The organism is Blautia difficilis, assembly GCF_014297245.1.
Classification (GTDB): Bacteria; Bacillota; Clostridia; order Lachnospirales; family Lachnospiraceae; genus Blautia_A; species Blautia_A difficilis.
Genome location: NZ_JACOQG010000006.1, coordinates 86,451 through 102,255, shown reverse-complemented (window position 1 = coordinate 102,255; position 15,805 = coordinate 86,451). Strand labels below are relative to the sequence as shown.

The 15,805-nt window shown below is 42.0% G+C and carries 15 protein-coding genes; 11 read left to right on the top strand and 4 right to left on the bottom strand.

What is annotated here, in order from left to right; translation table 11 throughout:
• Positions 1-33: 33 nt before the first annotated feature.
• Positions 34-1,098 carry a 3-deoxy-7-phosphoheptulonate synthase gene (locus tag H8Z82_RS05785; protein WP_279289715.1) on the bottom strand — a complete coding sequence of 355 codons (1,065 nt, stop codon included), beginning with the start codon at positions 1,096-1,098 and terminating at the stop codon, positions 34-36.
• 16 nt (positions 1,099-1,114) lie between these two features.
• Positions 1,115-2,446: an oligosaccharide flippase family protein gene (locus H8Z82_RS05780; RefSeq protein ID WP_186994553.1), complete on the bottom strand. Its 1,332-nt coding sequence runs from the start codon at positions 2,444-2,446 to the stop codon at positions 1,115-1,117.
• Positions 2,447-2,568: 122 nt separating this feature from the next.
• On the opposite strand from H8Z82_RS05780, the gene H8Z82_RS05775 reads away from it, so the two are divergent.
• From H8Z82_RS05775 to H8Z82_RS05760, 4 genes are all read left to right on the top strand, one after another.
• Positions 2,569-3,003, top strand: coding sequence for an RrF2 family transcriptional regulator (locus tag H8Z82_RS05775; RefSeq protein WP_173742937.1), 435 nt, complete (start codon positions 2,569-2,571; stop codon positions 3,001-3,003).
• A gap of 68 nt (positions 3,004-3,071) precedes the next feature.
• Complete coding sequence (nifS, locus tag H8Z82_RS05770) at positions 3,072-4,256, top strand: cysteine desulfurase NifS (RefSeq protein WP_186994552.1); 1,185 nt, start codon at positions 3,072-3,074, stop codon at positions 4,254-4,256.
• A 30-nt stretch (positions 4,257-4,286) separates the two neighbouring features.
• Positions 4,287-4,736 carry a Fe-S cluster assembly scaffold protein NifU gene (nifU, locus tag H8Z82_RS05765; RefSeq protein ID WP_019162310.1) on the top strand — a complete coding sequence of 150 codons (450 nt, stop codon included), beginning with the start codon at positions 4,287-4,289 and terminating at the stop codon, positions 4,734-4,736.
• Between the two features lie 135 nt (positions 4,737-4,871).
• Positions 4,872-7,325, top strand: coding sequence for a cation-translocating P-type ATPase (locus tag H8Z82_RS05760; RefSeq protein WP_186994551.1), 2,454 nt, complete (start codon positions 4,872-4,874; stop codon positions 7,323-7,325).
• Position 7,326: 1 nt separating this feature from the next.
• On the opposite strand, the gene H8Z82_RS05755 is transcribed toward H8Z82_RS05760, so the two are convergent.
• Positions 7,327-8,145, bottom strand: coding sequence for a histidinol-phosphatase HisJ family protein (locus tag H8Z82_RS05755; protein WP_186994550.1), 819 nt, complete (start codon positions 8,143-8,145; stop codon positions 7,327-7,329).
• A 222-nt stretch (positions 8,146-8,367) separates the two neighbouring features.
• Here H8Z82_RS05755 and gap point away from each other — a divergent pair, with 222 nt between their 5' ends.
• From gap to H8Z82_RS05730, 5 genes are all read left to right on the top strand, one after another.
• Entirely contained in the window at positions 8,368-9,387 is a 1,020-nt protein-coding gene (gene gap, locus H8Z82_RS05750) for a type I glyceraldehyde-3-phosphate dehydrogenase (RefSeq protein WP_186994549.1), read from the top strand.
• 109 nt (positions 9,388-9,496) lie between these two features.
• Complete coding sequence (locus H8Z82_RS05745) at positions 9,497-10,690, top strand: phosphoglycerate kinase (RefSeq protein ID WP_186994548.1); 1,194 nt, start codon at positions 9,497-9,499, stop codon at positions 10,688-10,690.
• A gap of 33 nt (positions 10,691-10,723) precedes the next feature.
• Positions 10,724-11,473: a triose-phosphate isomerase gene (gene tpiA / locus H8Z82_RS05740; RefSeq protein WP_019162305.1), complete on the top strand. Its 750-nt coding sequence runs from the start codon at positions 10,724-10,726 to the stop codon at positions 11,471-11,473.
• A gap of 486 nt (positions 11,474-11,959) precedes the next feature.
• Positions 11,960-13,165: a 23S rRNA (uracil(1939)-C(5))-methyltransferase RlmD gene (rlmD, locus tag H8Z82_RS05735; protein WP_186994547.1), complete on the top strand. Its 1,206-nt coding sequence runs from the start codon at positions 11,960-11,962 to the stop codon at positions 13,163-13,165.
• A gap of 65 nt (positions 13,166-13,230) precedes the next feature.
• Complete coding sequence (locus H8Z82_RS05730) at positions 13,231-13,707, top strand: GNAT family N-acetyltransferase (RefSeq protein WP_243176400.1); 477 nt, start codon at positions 13,231-13,233, stop codon at positions 13,705-13,707.
• A 39-nt stretch (positions 13,708-13,746) separates the two neighbouring features.
• Here H8Z82_RS05730 and H8Z82_RS05720 read toward each other — a convergent pair whose 3' ends face one another.
• Positions 13,747-13,980, bottom strand: coding sequence for a helix-turn-helix domain-containing protein (locus H8Z82_RS05720; RefSeq protein ID WP_019162302.1), 234 nt, complete (start codon positions 13,978-13,980; stop codon positions 13,747-13,749).
• A 104-nt stretch (positions 13,981-14,084) separates the two neighbouring features.
• Here H8Z82_RS05720 and H8Z82_RS05715 point away from each other — a divergent pair, with 104 nt between their 5' ends.
• Both H8Z82_RS05715 and H8Z82_RS05710 read left to right on the top strand, forming a co-directional pair.
• Positions 14,085-14,315, top strand: a complete 231-nt coding sequence (locus H8Z82_RS05715) for a hypothetical protein (RefSeq protein ID WP_186994545.1) — start codon at positions 14,085-14,087, stop codon at positions 14,313-14,315.
• Positions 14,316-14,445: 130 nt separating this feature from the next.
• A complete protein-coding gene (locus H8Z82_RS05710) occupies positions 14,446-15,741 on the top strand; it encodes a homoserine dehydrogenase (protein ID WP_019162300.1) in 1,296 nt (431 codons plus the stop codon).
• Positions 15,742-15,805: the final 64 nt, after the last annotated feature.

The window sequence follows — 15,805 nt, the reverse complement described above, 5'->3', positions numbered from 1 at the left end:
AGTAGCGAAGCGGATTGCGAATGTCCGCTTTACTCAGCACATTTCTGCGATAGTATACAGAAGTTTTTCTGATTCTTCCCATCCCAGACAAGGATCGGTAATAGATTTGCCATATATGTGATTGCAGCCGATCTTCTGGTTGCCTGGTTCGATATAGCTTTCGATCATAAGTCCTTTTACCAGAGTACGGATTTCCGGGTCAACGAGACGGCTGTGAAGAACCTCTTTTGCAATTCGCACCTGCTGCTCATACTGTTTGTTGGAATTAGAATGGTTGGTATCTACGATTACTGCAGGGTTTTTCAGATTTTTCTGCTGATATTTTTCCAGGAGGAGTCGGAGGTCTTCGTAATGATAATTGGGAATAGTTTCTCCGTGTTTATTGACTGCACCCCGGAGAATGGTATGAGCAAGTTCATTACCGGTGGTTTCCACTTCCCAGCTTCTGTAAATAAAACGATGTCCACCCTGTGCTGCTACCACAGAGTTGAGCATAACAGACAAATCGCCGCTTGTAGGATTTTTCATACCTGCAGGAACGTCCATGCCGCTGACAGTCAGGCGGTGCTGCTGATCCTCTACGGAACGTGCACCTACAGCAACATAGGAAAGAAGGTCTGAAAGATAACGGTAATTCTCAGGGTATAACATTTCGTCTGCGCAGGTCATTCCACTGGTCCGAATAGCGTGGATATGCATTTTGCGGATCGCAATAAGGCCTGCAAGGAGATTTGGCTGTTTTTCCGGATCTGGCTGATGTACCATACCTTTGTATCCTTCGCCTGTGGTACGCGGTTTATTGGTATAGACGCGGGGCACAATGATAACCTTATCAGCAATTTTCTCCTGGACTTTGCGAAGTCTGGTCAGATAGTCCAGCACTGCATCTTCATTGTCTGCGGAACATGGACCAATGATTGCGAGAAATTTATCAGATTTGCCTGTAAAAACATCTTTAAGTTCTTTGTCGCGGGCATCTTTGATTGCCTGAAGTTCTGCATCAATAGGAAATTGATTGCGGATTTCTTCAGGGGTCGGTAATTTTTTTATGAAATCGAATCCCATGGTTTGTATCTCCTTTAAATCTTTTGTCGGCATTCAGAAGTATAAACCATTACAATCGGAATGTCGATACCAAAAGTAAAATAGTCAGAAGCATTTCGCTTAAAAGAAGTCCGCAGAAATATCCCCGGATTCCAAGAAGGGGTATGACAAGCAGAACAAAAGCAACGCGGATACAAATACTGATACTGCTGTAGAGCAGGCAGAGGCCGGACTTTCCAAGACCGTTCAGAATACTGGTGAGCGTTGTGTTTAGGTACAAAAAAGGGCAGACAAAGGACAGAGCCTGAATGCAGATGCCGGCAGTGGTATTGTGAAATAAAAAAGTTCCTAAAAATTGCCCCATAATAAAAAACAGAAACATACATCCGGTTCCCAGAACTGTACAGCATCCAAGGGTACGGCGGATCACATAATGGATCCGTTTTTGACAGCCAAGAGCCTGGAGTTCGGCAATGGAGGGCAGCAGCATGACCGATACGGAGTTCGTAAGGGTAGAGGGAAATAAAATCAGTGGCAGTGCCATACCTGTAAAAATTCCATATATTTCAAGAGAATCGGATCTGCTTAAACCGGATAACCGCAGTCTGTTGGGAATTAACAGAACCTCTATGCCTGCAAGTACTGTGAGCAGAACTTTGTTTAGAGTAAGGGGAACAGATATGGGAAAAAGTTTTTTTAAAGTATTAAAAAATTTTTTCAACAGTGGACCTGCTTTGGGGGATTGGCAGAAAAAAGTATATTTATCAAGATGAAAATGCATACTGATAAGAAATAATGAGAGAAACGCGGCTACAGCTTCTCCGATCAGGTTTCCGCCGGCTGCAATCAGCGGGGTTGCAGGACGTTTCTGTGAGATAAGGATTCGGTATATAAGATAACAGCCACCAATTCTGGAAAACTGTTCCAGGAGCTGGATGGCAGATGGAATACCTGCTTTTTTGATACCGAAATAATAGCTGTTTATACAGACATGAAGAGTGGCCGGAGGAAGGGAAAAAGCAAGCAGCCGGAGCAGACCCAGAGTCTGAGGTTCTTTTAATATTTCTTTCGACCAGAAATCTCCGAAGAAACAGAGCTGACAGGCCAGAATAACAGACAGCACAACAGAAAAAACTGCACCGCAGACAAAGTAGTCTCCTTTTTGATGGCTGTGATTTTGTGCTTTGGCAGAAGCAGTAAGACGGGAAATTCCTGTCTGAATTCCGGAAGCACACAGGGACATAAACAGAAGCTGCAGGGGAACTGTAAGCTGAAAAATTCCCAGCCCCTGCGCACCAATGGTATGGGAAAGGAATATTCTGTAAAAGAAGCCTGCCAGCCTGCTCAGTAATCCACTGAAGGTAAGCAGCAGGGTTCCTCTGATAAAGAGCTTTTTGGACATATTCAGGAACAATTCCTTTTTTTGTCAATATATGTGAAAAACAGCCTTGACAGAACAATTTGTTTTTGATAAAGTAATCATGAAATCCGAGGGAAACACTGGGAATTAAATGAGGTGAAAAAATGAAACTGTCAACAAGAGCCAGATATGGCTTGAAAGCGTTAATAGATCTGGGACTGCACAGTGAAAATGAAACCGTGTCATTACAGAGTATTGCAGAAAGACAGGACATCTCTGTAAGCTATCTGGAGCAGCTCATGGCCATGCTGAAAAAAGCGGGGCTTGTGACAAGCAGCAGAGGAGCATATGGAGGTTACCGCCTTGGCAGACCGGCAGAGGAAATCTCAGTAGGTGATATTCTTCGTGTACTGGAAGGTGGTCTGGAGGCTGCGGTCTGCCCGGGGATTGAGAATGACGGAACCTGCCACGGAAGTGATGTATGTGTGGCAAAGAATGTCTGGAAGAGAATTAATGACAGTATTACAAATGCAGTAGATACTCTGATGCTTGGCGAACTGATCGAAGAAAGCCGAATAGCACATGAGAAAAAAGGGTAAAGGATTCGTAACAGTGAAGATACTTTACAGTTGCGAATATACTATGAATAAATCAGGAGGATAAGAAAATGGGAAAAATGATCTATCTGGATAATGCTGCGACAACAAAGACAGCGCCTGAGGTTGTTCAGGCAATGATGCCGTATTTTTCAGAATATTACGGAAACCCATCCAGCATCTACGATTTTGCCGGAAAGAGTAAAGAAGCTATTACCAGAGGAAGAGAACAGATTGCAGAGGTTCTCGGTGCAAAAAAAGAGGAAATCTATTTTACAGCAGGAGGTTCAGAGTCTGACAACTGGGCACTGAAAGCTGCTTTTGAAGCATATAAATCCAAGGGAAATCACATTATCACAACTAAGATCGAGCATCATGCTATCCTGCATACCTGTGAGTATCTGGAAAAAGAACGTGGAGCAAAGATCACATACCTGGATGTTGATGAGAATGGTATTGTAAAGCTTGATGAACTTGAGAAAGCAATCACACCGGAGACGATTCTGATTTCTGTGATGTTTGCAAACAACGAGATCGGAACTATCCAGCCGATCAAAGAGATTGGCCGTATTGCAAAGGAACACGGAATTCTTTTCCATACAGATGCAGTTCAGGCATTCTGCCAGGTTCCGATCAATGTGGATGAGTGTAACATTGATATGTTAAGCTCCAGCGGACATAAGATCAACGGACCAAAAGGAATCGGTTTCCTTTATATCCGCAAGGGTGTGAAAATCCGTTCCTTTGTACATGGCGGAGCACAGGAACGTAAGCGTCGTGCAGGTACAGAAAATGTTCCGGGAATCGTAGGTTATGGTGCAGCTGCTGCCAGAGCAAATGCATCCATGAAAGAACGTACAGCTAAGGAAATCCAGATCAGAGATCATATGATCCAGAGGATTGAAACGGAAATTCCTTATGTAAAGGTAAACGGAGATCGTGTAAAGAGACTTCCGAATAATGTTAATGTGAGCTTTCAGTTTGTAGAGGGGGAATCCCTGCTTCTGATGCTTGATAATTACGGCATCTGTGCATCCAGCGGCTCTGCATGTACATCAGGATCTCTGGATCCATCCCATGTACTGCTGGCAATTGGCCTGCCTCATGAGATCGCACATGGTTCTCTGCGTATGACACTCAGCGAAGAGACAACCATGGAAGACGTGGATTTTGTTATTGACAGACTGAAAGAAATCGTAGAGCATCTGAGAAATATGTCTCCATTATATGAAGATTTTGTAAAAAAACATAAATAATTATAAAAGTACTTGTCAGGAGGAAGAACAATGGCTTATAGTGAGAAAGTAATGGATCATTTCCAGCATCCCCGTAATGTTGGAGAAATAGAAGACGCAAGTGGTGTAGGTACAGTAGGTAATGCAAAATGTGGAGATATCATGAGAATTTTTCTTGATATTGATGATGAAACACATATTATCAAAGACTGTAAATTCAAAACCTTTGGATGCGGTGCAGCGGTTGCAACCAGCAGTATGGCTACAGAGATGGTAAAGGGTAAGACAATCGAAGAAGCTATGCAGGTTACAAACAAAGCAGTTATGGAAGCTCTGGATGGACTTCCACCTGTAAAAGTTCATTGCTCCTTGCTTGCGGAGGAAGCAATTCATGCTGCGCTGTGGGACTATGCACAGAAGCATCATATTGAGATTGAGGGCCTGAAAAAACCGAAATCTGATATTCATGAAGGCGAAGAAGCTGAAGAGGAAGAATATTGATCAGATAAACTTCCGGCAGCCTGAATCCATAAAAGGAGTTTGTTCGTTATATAGAGTGAAAAAAGTGGGGCGGGTGATTATTATCATCTGCCCTGTGTTATTATAAAAGATATAAGAATAAGGCTGGAGGTAAAAATGACAGGACTTACAAGTGAACAAGTACAGGAGAGAATTGAACAGGGGCTGGTTAATGCCAATGAAAATCCTAATACCAGAACATATAAACAGATCATAAGGGAAAACACCTTAACTTTTTTTAACTTTTTGAACCTTGTGCTTCTGGTGCTGGTATTGTGTGTAAGGTCGTATAAGAATTCCATGTTTGTGGGAATTATTCTGATCAATACTGTGATCGGTATTATTCAGGAGGTACGTGCAAAGAAAACCATTGACAAGCTGGCAATTCTCACTGAGAGCAAAACGGTAGTGCTGCGTGATGGCAAAAAGTGGAGTATTTCTACAGAGAAGCTGGTGCAGGATGATCTGATATTTTTAAAAACAGGAGATCAGATTCCGGCAGATGCAAAAATGCTGGAGGGAACTCTGGAGGTAAATGAGTCACTTCTTACCGGAGAGTCAGATAACCTGGTGAAAAATACAGGAGATGAGCTGTATTCAGGCAGCTTTGTGACATCAGGAGAGGCCTGCTGCCAGGTGATTCATGTGGGCAAGGACAACTATGCATCGAAAATCACCAGTGAAGCCAAGGAGTTTAAACGCCATAATTCAGAACTTCGTAATTCACTGAATGCAATTTTGAAGGTGATCAGTATTATTATTGTTCCCCTGGGTGCATTACTGTTTTATAAGCAATATTATATTGTTGGGGACAGCCTGAAGGATTCCGTGGTCAATATGGTAGCAGCAGTTTTGGGTATGATACCGGAAGGACTGGTGCTTCTTACCAGTGTGGCTCTGACTTTGGGCTCTCTGGTGCTGGCAACAAAAAAAACACTGGTTCAGGAGCTTTATTGTATTGAGACTCTGGCTAGGGTAGACACTTTGTGTCTGGACAAAACAGGAACCATCACAGAAGGTACCATGTGTGTGGACAGTGTGAAATTATATAAAACAGAAGAGGTTTCTGAGAGGATTGCAGAAGAGGCGGAAGCTGCAGAAAATATAGAAAGTACAGAACAGATTTCCGAAGAAGATCAGGCAGCATTGAAAAATGTGGATTATGTTATGGGAAATCTGATGAATGTATTAACAGACCAGAATGCTACAGCAGATGCTCTGCGCCAGCGCTTTTCTGTCAGAAAGGATATGAAGCCGGTACATGCTATTCCGTTTTCATCGGACAGGAAATACAGTGGTGCTGTTTTTGAAGGACAGGGAACTTATCTGATGGGTGCTGCCCAGTTTCTGTTTCCGGAGGGAAATGAACAGCTTACAGCAGCCTGTGCCGGTTATGCCCAGTCTGGAATGCGTGTACTTGTGCTGGCTCACAGCGAACAACAGGCACAGGAAATGAAGCTTCCGGAGGGGCTGCAGCCCATAGCTTTCATTCTTATTACAGATGTGATCAGGCAGGAAGCACCGGATACCCTTGCCTTTTTTGACAGCCAGGGTGTGGATCTGAAAGTGATCTCCGGTGATGATCCGGTTACAGTAGCTGCAATTGCAAAGAGAGCAGGACTTAAGAATGGGGATCGTTATATTGATGCAACAACGATCACTACTCCGGAGGAAATGCAGAAGGCTGTGGCTGAGTACAGTGTCTTTGGACGTGTTACTCCTCAGCAGAAAAAGCAGATGGTACAGGCACTGCAATCCCAGAAGCATACAGTTGCCATGACTGGTGATGGTGTAAATGATGTTCTGGCATTGAAGGAAGCAGACTGCAGTATTGCCATGGCAGCAGGAAGTGATGCAGCCAAGAATATTGCCAATGTGGTGCTGTTGGATTCCAATTTTGCGGCCATGCCTCATATTGTGAATCAGGGACGCAGGGTAGTAAATAATATCCGAAGTGCAGCGTCCATGTTTCTGATCAAGACAATGTTCTCTGTAATGCTTGCACTGATCACTATCTTTTTTGGAAGTGCATATCCATTTGAACCCATACAGATGTCGCTGATCAGTGCCTGTGCAGTGGGAATTCCTACCTTTTTGCTGACACAGGAGAATAATTACAATAAGATTGACCATACTTTCCTGAGACATGTATTTATGAATGCATTTCCTGCTGCAGTTACGATTACAGGATGTGTATTTACCATTATGCTGGTTTGTCAGAATGTTTATCATTCAACTATAATGCTTAATACAGCATGTGTGCTGGTAACCGGATGGAATTATATGTCTGCCCTGCGTACGGTATATTCTCCGCTGAATACCTACAGAAAGACGATTATATATGGAATGCAGTTTATATTTTTCGGAAGTGCAGTCATCCTGCAGAATCTTCTGACCCTTGGATCCCTGGAATTTGGAATGATTATTCTTGTATTTCTGCTGATGACATTTTCTCCTATCGTCATTGATGCGCTCACTGAATGGATCAGAAAAATATATGCGAAGTCTCTGGATAAGGAAGATGCAGAAAAAGGCTTTTTTGCCAGATTTCTTGACAGAGTACAAAAATAAATTACAGAGGAAGAAATTCAGGACTACGGTTTTTGAAAACTGTATAATAACGGAATCCGCAGTCGCTTAATACGTTTGCGGCTTTGGCAAATTCCCAGGCGATTTTATCCGGGGTGTGGGCATCGGCACCTACAGTGATGATTTCACCGCCCAGCTCTCTGTATCGGCGAATGACGTCGATGCAGGGATTTGGCTCTCCCAGACCATAATGGTATCCGCCGGCATTCAATTCAATTCCTTTATTCATGGAAATCAGTTTCTTCAGAATTTCGTCCAGGATATCTTTGTACCGTCCGTATGAATATTCGCGGTTTTTGTTAGGACCGTATCTGACAACATAGTCAAGATGTCCATAAACATCAAAACCATGGTAAACAGACAGATTCTCCAGGATGGATTCAAAATATTCCATATAACATCGGAATTCTTTGCGTCCTTCAAAAAAATCAGGATAATAAGGGTCATACCCATGGACTACATGGGAGGATCCGATTACAAAGTCAAAGGGAGTATTCTCTGTCAGATTGTGGAAATATTTTTCAAGCTGGGGCTGGAGCCCAAGCTCAATGCCGAAACGAAGCTGTATTTTATCCTTATAGATTTCCTGCAGCCGGAACAGCTCTTTCCTGTAGGAAAATAGATCCAGAGAAAAATCAAGAGATTCCGGAGTGGAAGGATAATCGGGATCCAGATGTTCGGTAAAAGTGACACCTTTCAGTCCAAGAGAGAGGGCTTTCAGAACCATGTTTTCCATTGGAGTGTCAGAATCAGCAGAAAAAGAAGAATGCATATGACAGTCCCATAATATACCTTTTTTCATGCTATACCTCCTGTTAAACAGTAGAGAAAATCTACTATAGTATATTAATATTGTTCAGTATAACATAGGTCCTGGGAATTTTTACTTATTTTTAATTGTTTTTTATAAAATCCCCTTGAATTTTTGTTTGGAATTATGTACAATACAATACAGGTTGATGATTCTTTAACAAACAAAAGAATTATTATGATTAACCACTTAATTCATAGGAGGAATTTTATCATGGCAGTAAAAGTTGCAATCAATGGTTTTGGACGTATCGGACGTCTTGCATTCCGTCAGATGTTTGGAGCAGAAGGATTTGAAATCGTAGCAATCAACGACTTAACATCTCCTAAAATGCTTGCTCACTTATTAAAATATGACTCAACACAGGGAAGATATGCTCTTGCAGACACAGTTCAGGCTGGAGAAGATTCCATCACAGTTGACGGAAAAGAAATCAAAATTTATGCAAAGGCTAACGCTGCTGAACTTCCATGGGGAGAAATCGGCGTAGACGTAGTTCTTGAGTGTACTGGATTCTATACATCCAAAGACAAAGCTCAGGCTCATATCGATGCTGGCGCTAAACATGTTATCATTTCCGCTCCTGCAGGAAACGATCTTAAGACAATCGTTTACAATGTAAACCATGATACTCTTACAAAAGAAGATCATATCATTTCCGCAGCTTCCTGTACAACAAACTGCTTAGCTCCAATGGCTAAAGCACTTAACGATCTTGCTGCAATCAAATCCGGTATCATGTGCACAATCCACGCTTACACAGGCGATCAGATGACACTTGACGGACCGCAGAGAAAAGGCGATCTGAGAAGATCACGTGCAGCTGCAGTTAATATCGTTCCGAACAGCACAGGTGCTGCTAAAGCAATCGGTCTTGTTATCCCAGAACTGAACGGAAAACTTATCGGTTCTGCACAGCGTGTTCCAACCCCAACAGGTTCTACTACAATCCTTACAGCTGTTGTTGAAGGAAATGTAACTAAAGAGCAGATCAACGCAGCTATGAAAGCAGCTTCTAACGAATCTTTCGGATACAACGAAGATGAAATCGTTTCCAGCGATATCGTTGGTATGAGATTTGGTTCTCTGTTCGATGCTACTCAGACAATGGTTCTTCCACTTGAGAATGGCACAACAGAAGTACAGGTAGTTTCCTGGTATGACAACGAGAACTCCTACACAAGCCAGATGGTTCGTACAATCAAACACTTTGGTAAATTACTGAACGCTTAATTTTCAGTAAGTGTAAAGGAATAGACTCCAACGAAGGGTCCGGTCTGATTTGGACCGGACCTTTTTCGCGTTGTAACAGTTAAAGAATATTATTAAGGAGGCACCACAAATGCTGAATAAAAAATCTGTTGATGATATCAATGTAAAAGGCAAAAAAGTTCTTGTAAGATGTGACTTCAATGTTCCGCTTCAGGATGGAAAGATTACAGATGAGAACCGTCTGGTTGCAGCTCTTCCTACAATCAAAAAACTGATCGCTGATGGCGGAAAGGTTATTCTCTGCTCTCACCTTGGAAAACCGAAGGGAGAACCGAAACCTGAATTATCTCTTGCACCGGTTGCAGTACGTCTTTCTGAATTGTTAGGACAGGAAGTTAAATTTGCAGCAGATCCTGAAGTAGTAGGACCAAACGCAAAAGCAGCAGTAGCTGAGATGAAAGACGGAGACGTTATCTTACTTGAGAATACACGTTACCGTGCAGAAGAAACAAAGAACGGAGACGAATTCAGCAAAGAACTCGCTTCTCTTTGTGATGTATTTGTTAATGATGCATTTGGTACAGCCCACAGAGCACACTGCTCTAATGTTGGTGTTACCAAATATGTTGATACAGCAGTTGTTGGTTACTTAATGCAGAAGGAAATCGATTTCCTTGGAAATGCAGTAAACAATCCTGAGAGACCATTCGTTGCTATCCTTGGCGGAGCTAAGGTTTCCAGTAAGATTTCTGTAATCAATAACCTTCTTGATAAAGTAGATACACTTATTATTGGTGGTGGTATGTCTTATACATTCTCCAAAGCTATGGGCGGACATATCGGTGTGTCTCTCTGTGAGGATGACTATCTTCAGTATGCATTAGACATGATGAAAAAAGCAGAAGAAAAAGGTGTAAAACTTCTTCTTCCTGTAGATAACAGAATCGGTGACAGCTTCTCCAATGACTGCAATATTCAGGTTGTAAAACGTGGCGAGATCCCGGACGGATGGGAAGGAATGGATATCGGACCGGAAACAGAGAAGCTTTTTGCTGAGGCTGTAAAAGATGCTAAGACAGTTGTATGGAATGGACCGATGGGCTGCTTCGAAATGCCGAACTTCGCTCATGGTACAGAAGCTGTTGCCAAAGCACTTGCTGATACAGATGCTACAACTATCATCGGTGGTGGTGATTCTGCAGCAGCCGTTAATATCCTTGGCTATGGCGATAAGATGACACACATCTCTACAGGTGGCGGTGCATCTCTTGAATTCCTGGAAGGAAAAGAACTTCCTGGTGTTGCAGCAGCAAATGATAAATAAACATTGAACGTTTAATTAAGGAGATAAATTATCATGGCAAGAAAGAAAATTATCGCTGGTAACTGGAAAATGAACATGACACCAAGCGAGGCAGTCAAATTAGTAGAAACATTAAAACCATTAGTAGCTAACGAAGAAGTTGATGTAGTATTCTGTGTACCTGCAATCGATATTATCCCGGTTGTAGAAGCTGCTAAAGGAACAAACATCCAGGTTGGTGCTGAGAATATGTACTTTGAAGAGAAAGGTGCATATACAGGAGAAATCTCTCCGAACATGCTGGTAGATGCTGGCGTTAAATATGTTGTTCTCGGACATTCCGAAAGAAGAGAATACTTCGGAGAAACAAACGAAGATGTTAACAAGAAAGTTCTCAAAGCTTTCGAACATGGAATCACACCTATCATGTGCTGTGGCGAAACTCTTACTCAGAGAGAGCAGGGCGTGACAATGGACTTCATCCGTCAGCAGGTTAAAGTTGGATTCCAGGGTGTTACAGCAGATCAGGCTAAGACAGCAGTTATCGCTTATGAGCCAATCTGGGCAATCGGAACAGGCAAAACAGCTACAACTGAGCAGGCTCAGGAAGTTTGCGGTGAAATCCGTAAATGTATCGCTGAGATCTATGATGATGCTACAGCAGCAGCTATCCGTATCCAGTACGGCGGTTCTGTAAACTCCAAGACAGCAGCAGATCTGTTTGCTCAGGCAGACATTGATGGCGGTCTTGTTGGCGGTGCTTCCCTGAAAGAAGAATTCGGTCAGATCGTAAATTATAAATAAATAGCTAGATTTAGCTAATGTGTCCAAACGAGAAATAATATACTGATACATTTTTGAGATAAAAAATGACAGAAAAAGGCTTCCGGTTATTATGCCGGAAGCCTTAAGTTTTATCATTAGTATTTTAAAAGGTGTATCTGCAGTTCTGTAATATTCAGATTCCTGAAAATTTATCCTTTGTACTGGTGAGTTGCTGTCATTTGTAATTTGAACTGTTTATCCTTTGCATTGTTGATATTTATATTTCTCTTTGGTATGTACAAAGTATAACATATTTTTCTACATTGGTCTACGGATTACAACATAATTCTTCCAAAAACATTTCGACAAAAATATACAATATTCGACTCTGATGCTTGGAAAACATCTGGAAAATAGAGAGAATGTGGATTGCGAATATTTGAAGGACTTGCTATAATGGTGCAGAGATTATAGGCGAATGTCCGCTTGGATCCGCCTTATTGCAAATAGGAAGGGTTGTTATAAATGGAAGAAAAGAGAGAAAAACCACAGTTACCTGAGAAATGCAAGGTATGGAAAAAATGTGGCGGTTGTCAGTATCAGGGAGTCTCTTATACAGAGCAGATTAAAATCAAACAGAAAAATATGAATAAGCTTTTGAAGAAATATGGCAATGTGAAAGCGATTATTGGAATGGAGAATCCTTTTTATTATAGAAATAAAGTACATGCTGTATTTGACAGAGATAAAAAAGGAAATGTAATCTGCGGAACCTATGAGGCTGGAACGCACAGAGTGGTTCCTGTTGAGGAGTGCATGATCGAAGATAAAATCAGTCAGGAAATTATCCGGGCAATCAGAGATATGTTGAAGTCTTTCAGAATCAAAACCTACGATGAGGATACAGGATATGGGCTGCTTCGCCATGTGCTGGTCAGGAGAGGCTTTTCAACAGATGAAATTATGGTGGTTCTGGTTGTAGCTTCTCCGATTTTTCCATCCAAGAATAATTTTGTAAAGGCTCTGCGTAAGAAGTTTCCACAGATATCTACAGTAGTTCTGAATGTAAATGATAAAAAAACCAGTATGGTTCTGGGTGAACGTGATATCGTGCTCTATGGAAAAGGTTTTATCAGAGACAGGCTTTGTGGCTGTACTTTCCGCATTTCACCGCAATCCTTTTATCAGGTAAATCCTGTGCAGACAGAACTGCTCTATAAAACAGCTATTGAATATGCTGGTCTGGGCAGAAAAGAACAGGTCATCGATGCTTATTGCGGAATTGGAACTATTGGTCTGGTGGCAGCTGGAAAAGCCAGGGAAGTGATTGGCATAGAACTGAATAAAAATGCTGTTCGGGATGCAATCGTAAATGCCAGGGAAAACAAAATTACAAACGCCAGATTCTATCAGGGAGATGCAGGAGAGTTTATGGAAGGAATGGTGTCAGAGGGGGAAAGGGCAGATGTGGTATTTATGGATCCGCCCCGTACCGGCAGCACGGAAAAATTCCTGACATCTATGGTAAAACTGGGACCTTCCAGGATCGTTTATATTTCCTGCGGACCTGATACTTTGGCCAGGGATCTGGAATTTCTCACAAAGCATGGATATGTGACTCGGAAAATACAGCCGGTAGACATGTTCAGCTTCACAGAACATTGTGAAGTCGTTTGCCTTCTTACAAAGCAATTTACAGAAAGGACAAGTTATAGCAATCCTCTAAAATAATGCATTATTTACGAGGATTGCTATAGATAGAAAAGATGAGAATACAAAAAGCAACTTCAGCAGATTTGAAAAAAGTATTGGATGTCTATAATAATGCCAGAGAATTTATGAGAACTCATAATAATGGAGATCAGTGGGGAGAGTCCTACCCACCTCGGGAACTGGTAGAAAGAACGCTGGATAAAACCTATTTATGCATGGAAGGAGACCGGCTGGCCTGCGTTTTTTATTATGCAGTTGAGAACGAGGAATGCTATAGCAACATTGAGGGGAAATGGCTGAATGAAAGCCCTTATGCAGTGGTTCACAGAATTGCTTCCACAGGAATTGTAAAGGGGGCAGCAGCCTTTTGCCTGAACTGGGCATACCAACAGTTTCCAAATGTGAGGATAGATACTTATAAGGATAATTATCCTATGCAGAGACTTTTGAAAAAATGTGGGTTCAGTTATTGCGGAACTTTTGAAATGCAGGGAAAAAACGGATGGATGGCATTTCAGAAAACAAAAACAGAGAAAAGTACAAAATGTTCTTTGGAATAACAAAATTTCTATACGATAATAATATAAAAAAGAAATCCATCAGAGAGTGTAATAGGTTTTATTTTTTTCATCATCATCTGGAAGGTGCTCTACGATGTCACTGAAATTACAATCGAGAATGGCACACAGATGATCCAGGGTAAGGATTTCGATATTCTGATTATGGCGGAGCCTGTCCAGAAGTGAACGATGTATACCGTAGGTGGTATACAGGTCATACTGGGTCAGTCCCCGCTTTTTTAGCGTTTCCCAAAATCTGTCATAGCTTATCATTTGTATAAACCGTCCGTTTTGTTCTTGATATAGTCTTATTATCACGGTAAAATAGGAGATAGAATAGTGTCTTTATAAAGACACTATGGGAAGGAGAGGCATTCATGAACAAATGGAAATGTGTAATGATAGCAGGAATTACTGCGCTTTTTGACGGATGCATGCTTCGGTGTCTGATCACTGGTGCACCGGATCAGAAGAAAGAGAAGATGCAATATATTGGTCTGGCAGTGGGGGTTGTGCTATGCCTGACAGGACTGCTTGTAGGGGGAGGACTGTATATCAGGTGGCAGGAGAAAAAACTCCGGAAACTGGAGGCACAGATAAATTGCTGAAAAACGCAGACGAACTTGACAAATGACGGATTCTGCCCTACTATAAAAAACAGCTTTAATTAATCAAAGTGGATTGAGAATATCCGTTAGAAATGAAAGAAGATACAGGCAGAAAGGGGAACTCCGGAAAATGAGTGATAGAGTTATCAAAGCCGCACTGTTGGGACTGGGAACAGTAGGAACCGGTGTGTACAAGGTACTGAAAAGCCAGGAAGAGGAAATGTCAGCCAAAGTTGGCTGCAAGGTAGAAATCACCAGAATTCTTGTCAGAAATGTAGAGAAAGCTGCTGCAAAGGTAAAGGATCCTTCCGTACTCACCAACAGCTGGGAAAGTATTTTAGAGGATCCGGAAATTGAAATCGTAATAGAACTGATCGGTGGGATCAATCCTGCCAGAGAATATATTCTTCAGGCATTAAATGCAGGAAAGCATGTGGTAACTGCCAACAAAGATCTGATTGCTGTCCATGGACATGAGCTTCTGGATGCTGCACATGCGAAGAAGGTTGATTTCCTGTTTGAAGCGGCAGTTGCCGGAGGAATTCCTATCATCCGTCCGCTGAAACAGTGTCTTGCAGGAAATCATATGACAGAGGTTATGGGAATTGTAAATGGTACGACAAACTTTATCCTGACCAAGATGTCTCAGGAAGGGATGGAGTTTAAGGATGCTCTTGCTCTGGCTACAGAACTGGGATACGCGGAGGCTGATCCCACTGCTGATATTGAGGGACTGGATGCCGGACGTAAGGTTGCTATTCTTGCTTCTGTAGCGTTTAATTCCAGAGTAGTGTTTAATGATGTTTACACAGAGGGAATTGCAAAGATCACATCCAAGGATATCCATTATGCAAAAGAAATGGGCAGAGCTATTAAGCTTTTGGGAGTTGCCAGAAATACAGAAGATGGTATTGAAGCATATGTCTGCCCGATGCTGATTCCAAGCACGCATCCTCTTGCTACAGTAAACGATTCTTATAATGCCGTATTTGTACACGGAGATGCAGTAGAGGATGCTATGTTCTTTGGACGGGGAGCAGGAGAGCTTCCTACAGCCAGTGCTGTTGTAGGAGATGTTTTTGATGTTGTGCGCAACATACTGGCAGGCTGCAGTGGCCGGATTGGCTGTACCTGTTACAAGCAGATTCCGGTGAAGAAGATGGAGGATACCCATAACCGTTATTTCCTTCGCCTGAAGGTAGAGGATCGTTGCGGTGTGCTGGCGGAAATGACAGCGATTTTTGCAAAATATCAGGTCAGTGTAGCCCAGATCATCCAGAAAGATACCAAAGTTGAGGGATGCGCGGAGGTTGTTGTGATTACGGAAAAGGTAAGAGAAGGTGATTTCCGTACTGCTATAGAAGAAATCCGGAACAGAGATTCTGTCCGTAAGATTTCCACGATTATCCGGGTGTATGGTAAATAATGTAAAAAAATCCGGAAAGATTTTATAAAGAAAAGAATTGAAAAATTTTCTATTTTTGATACTA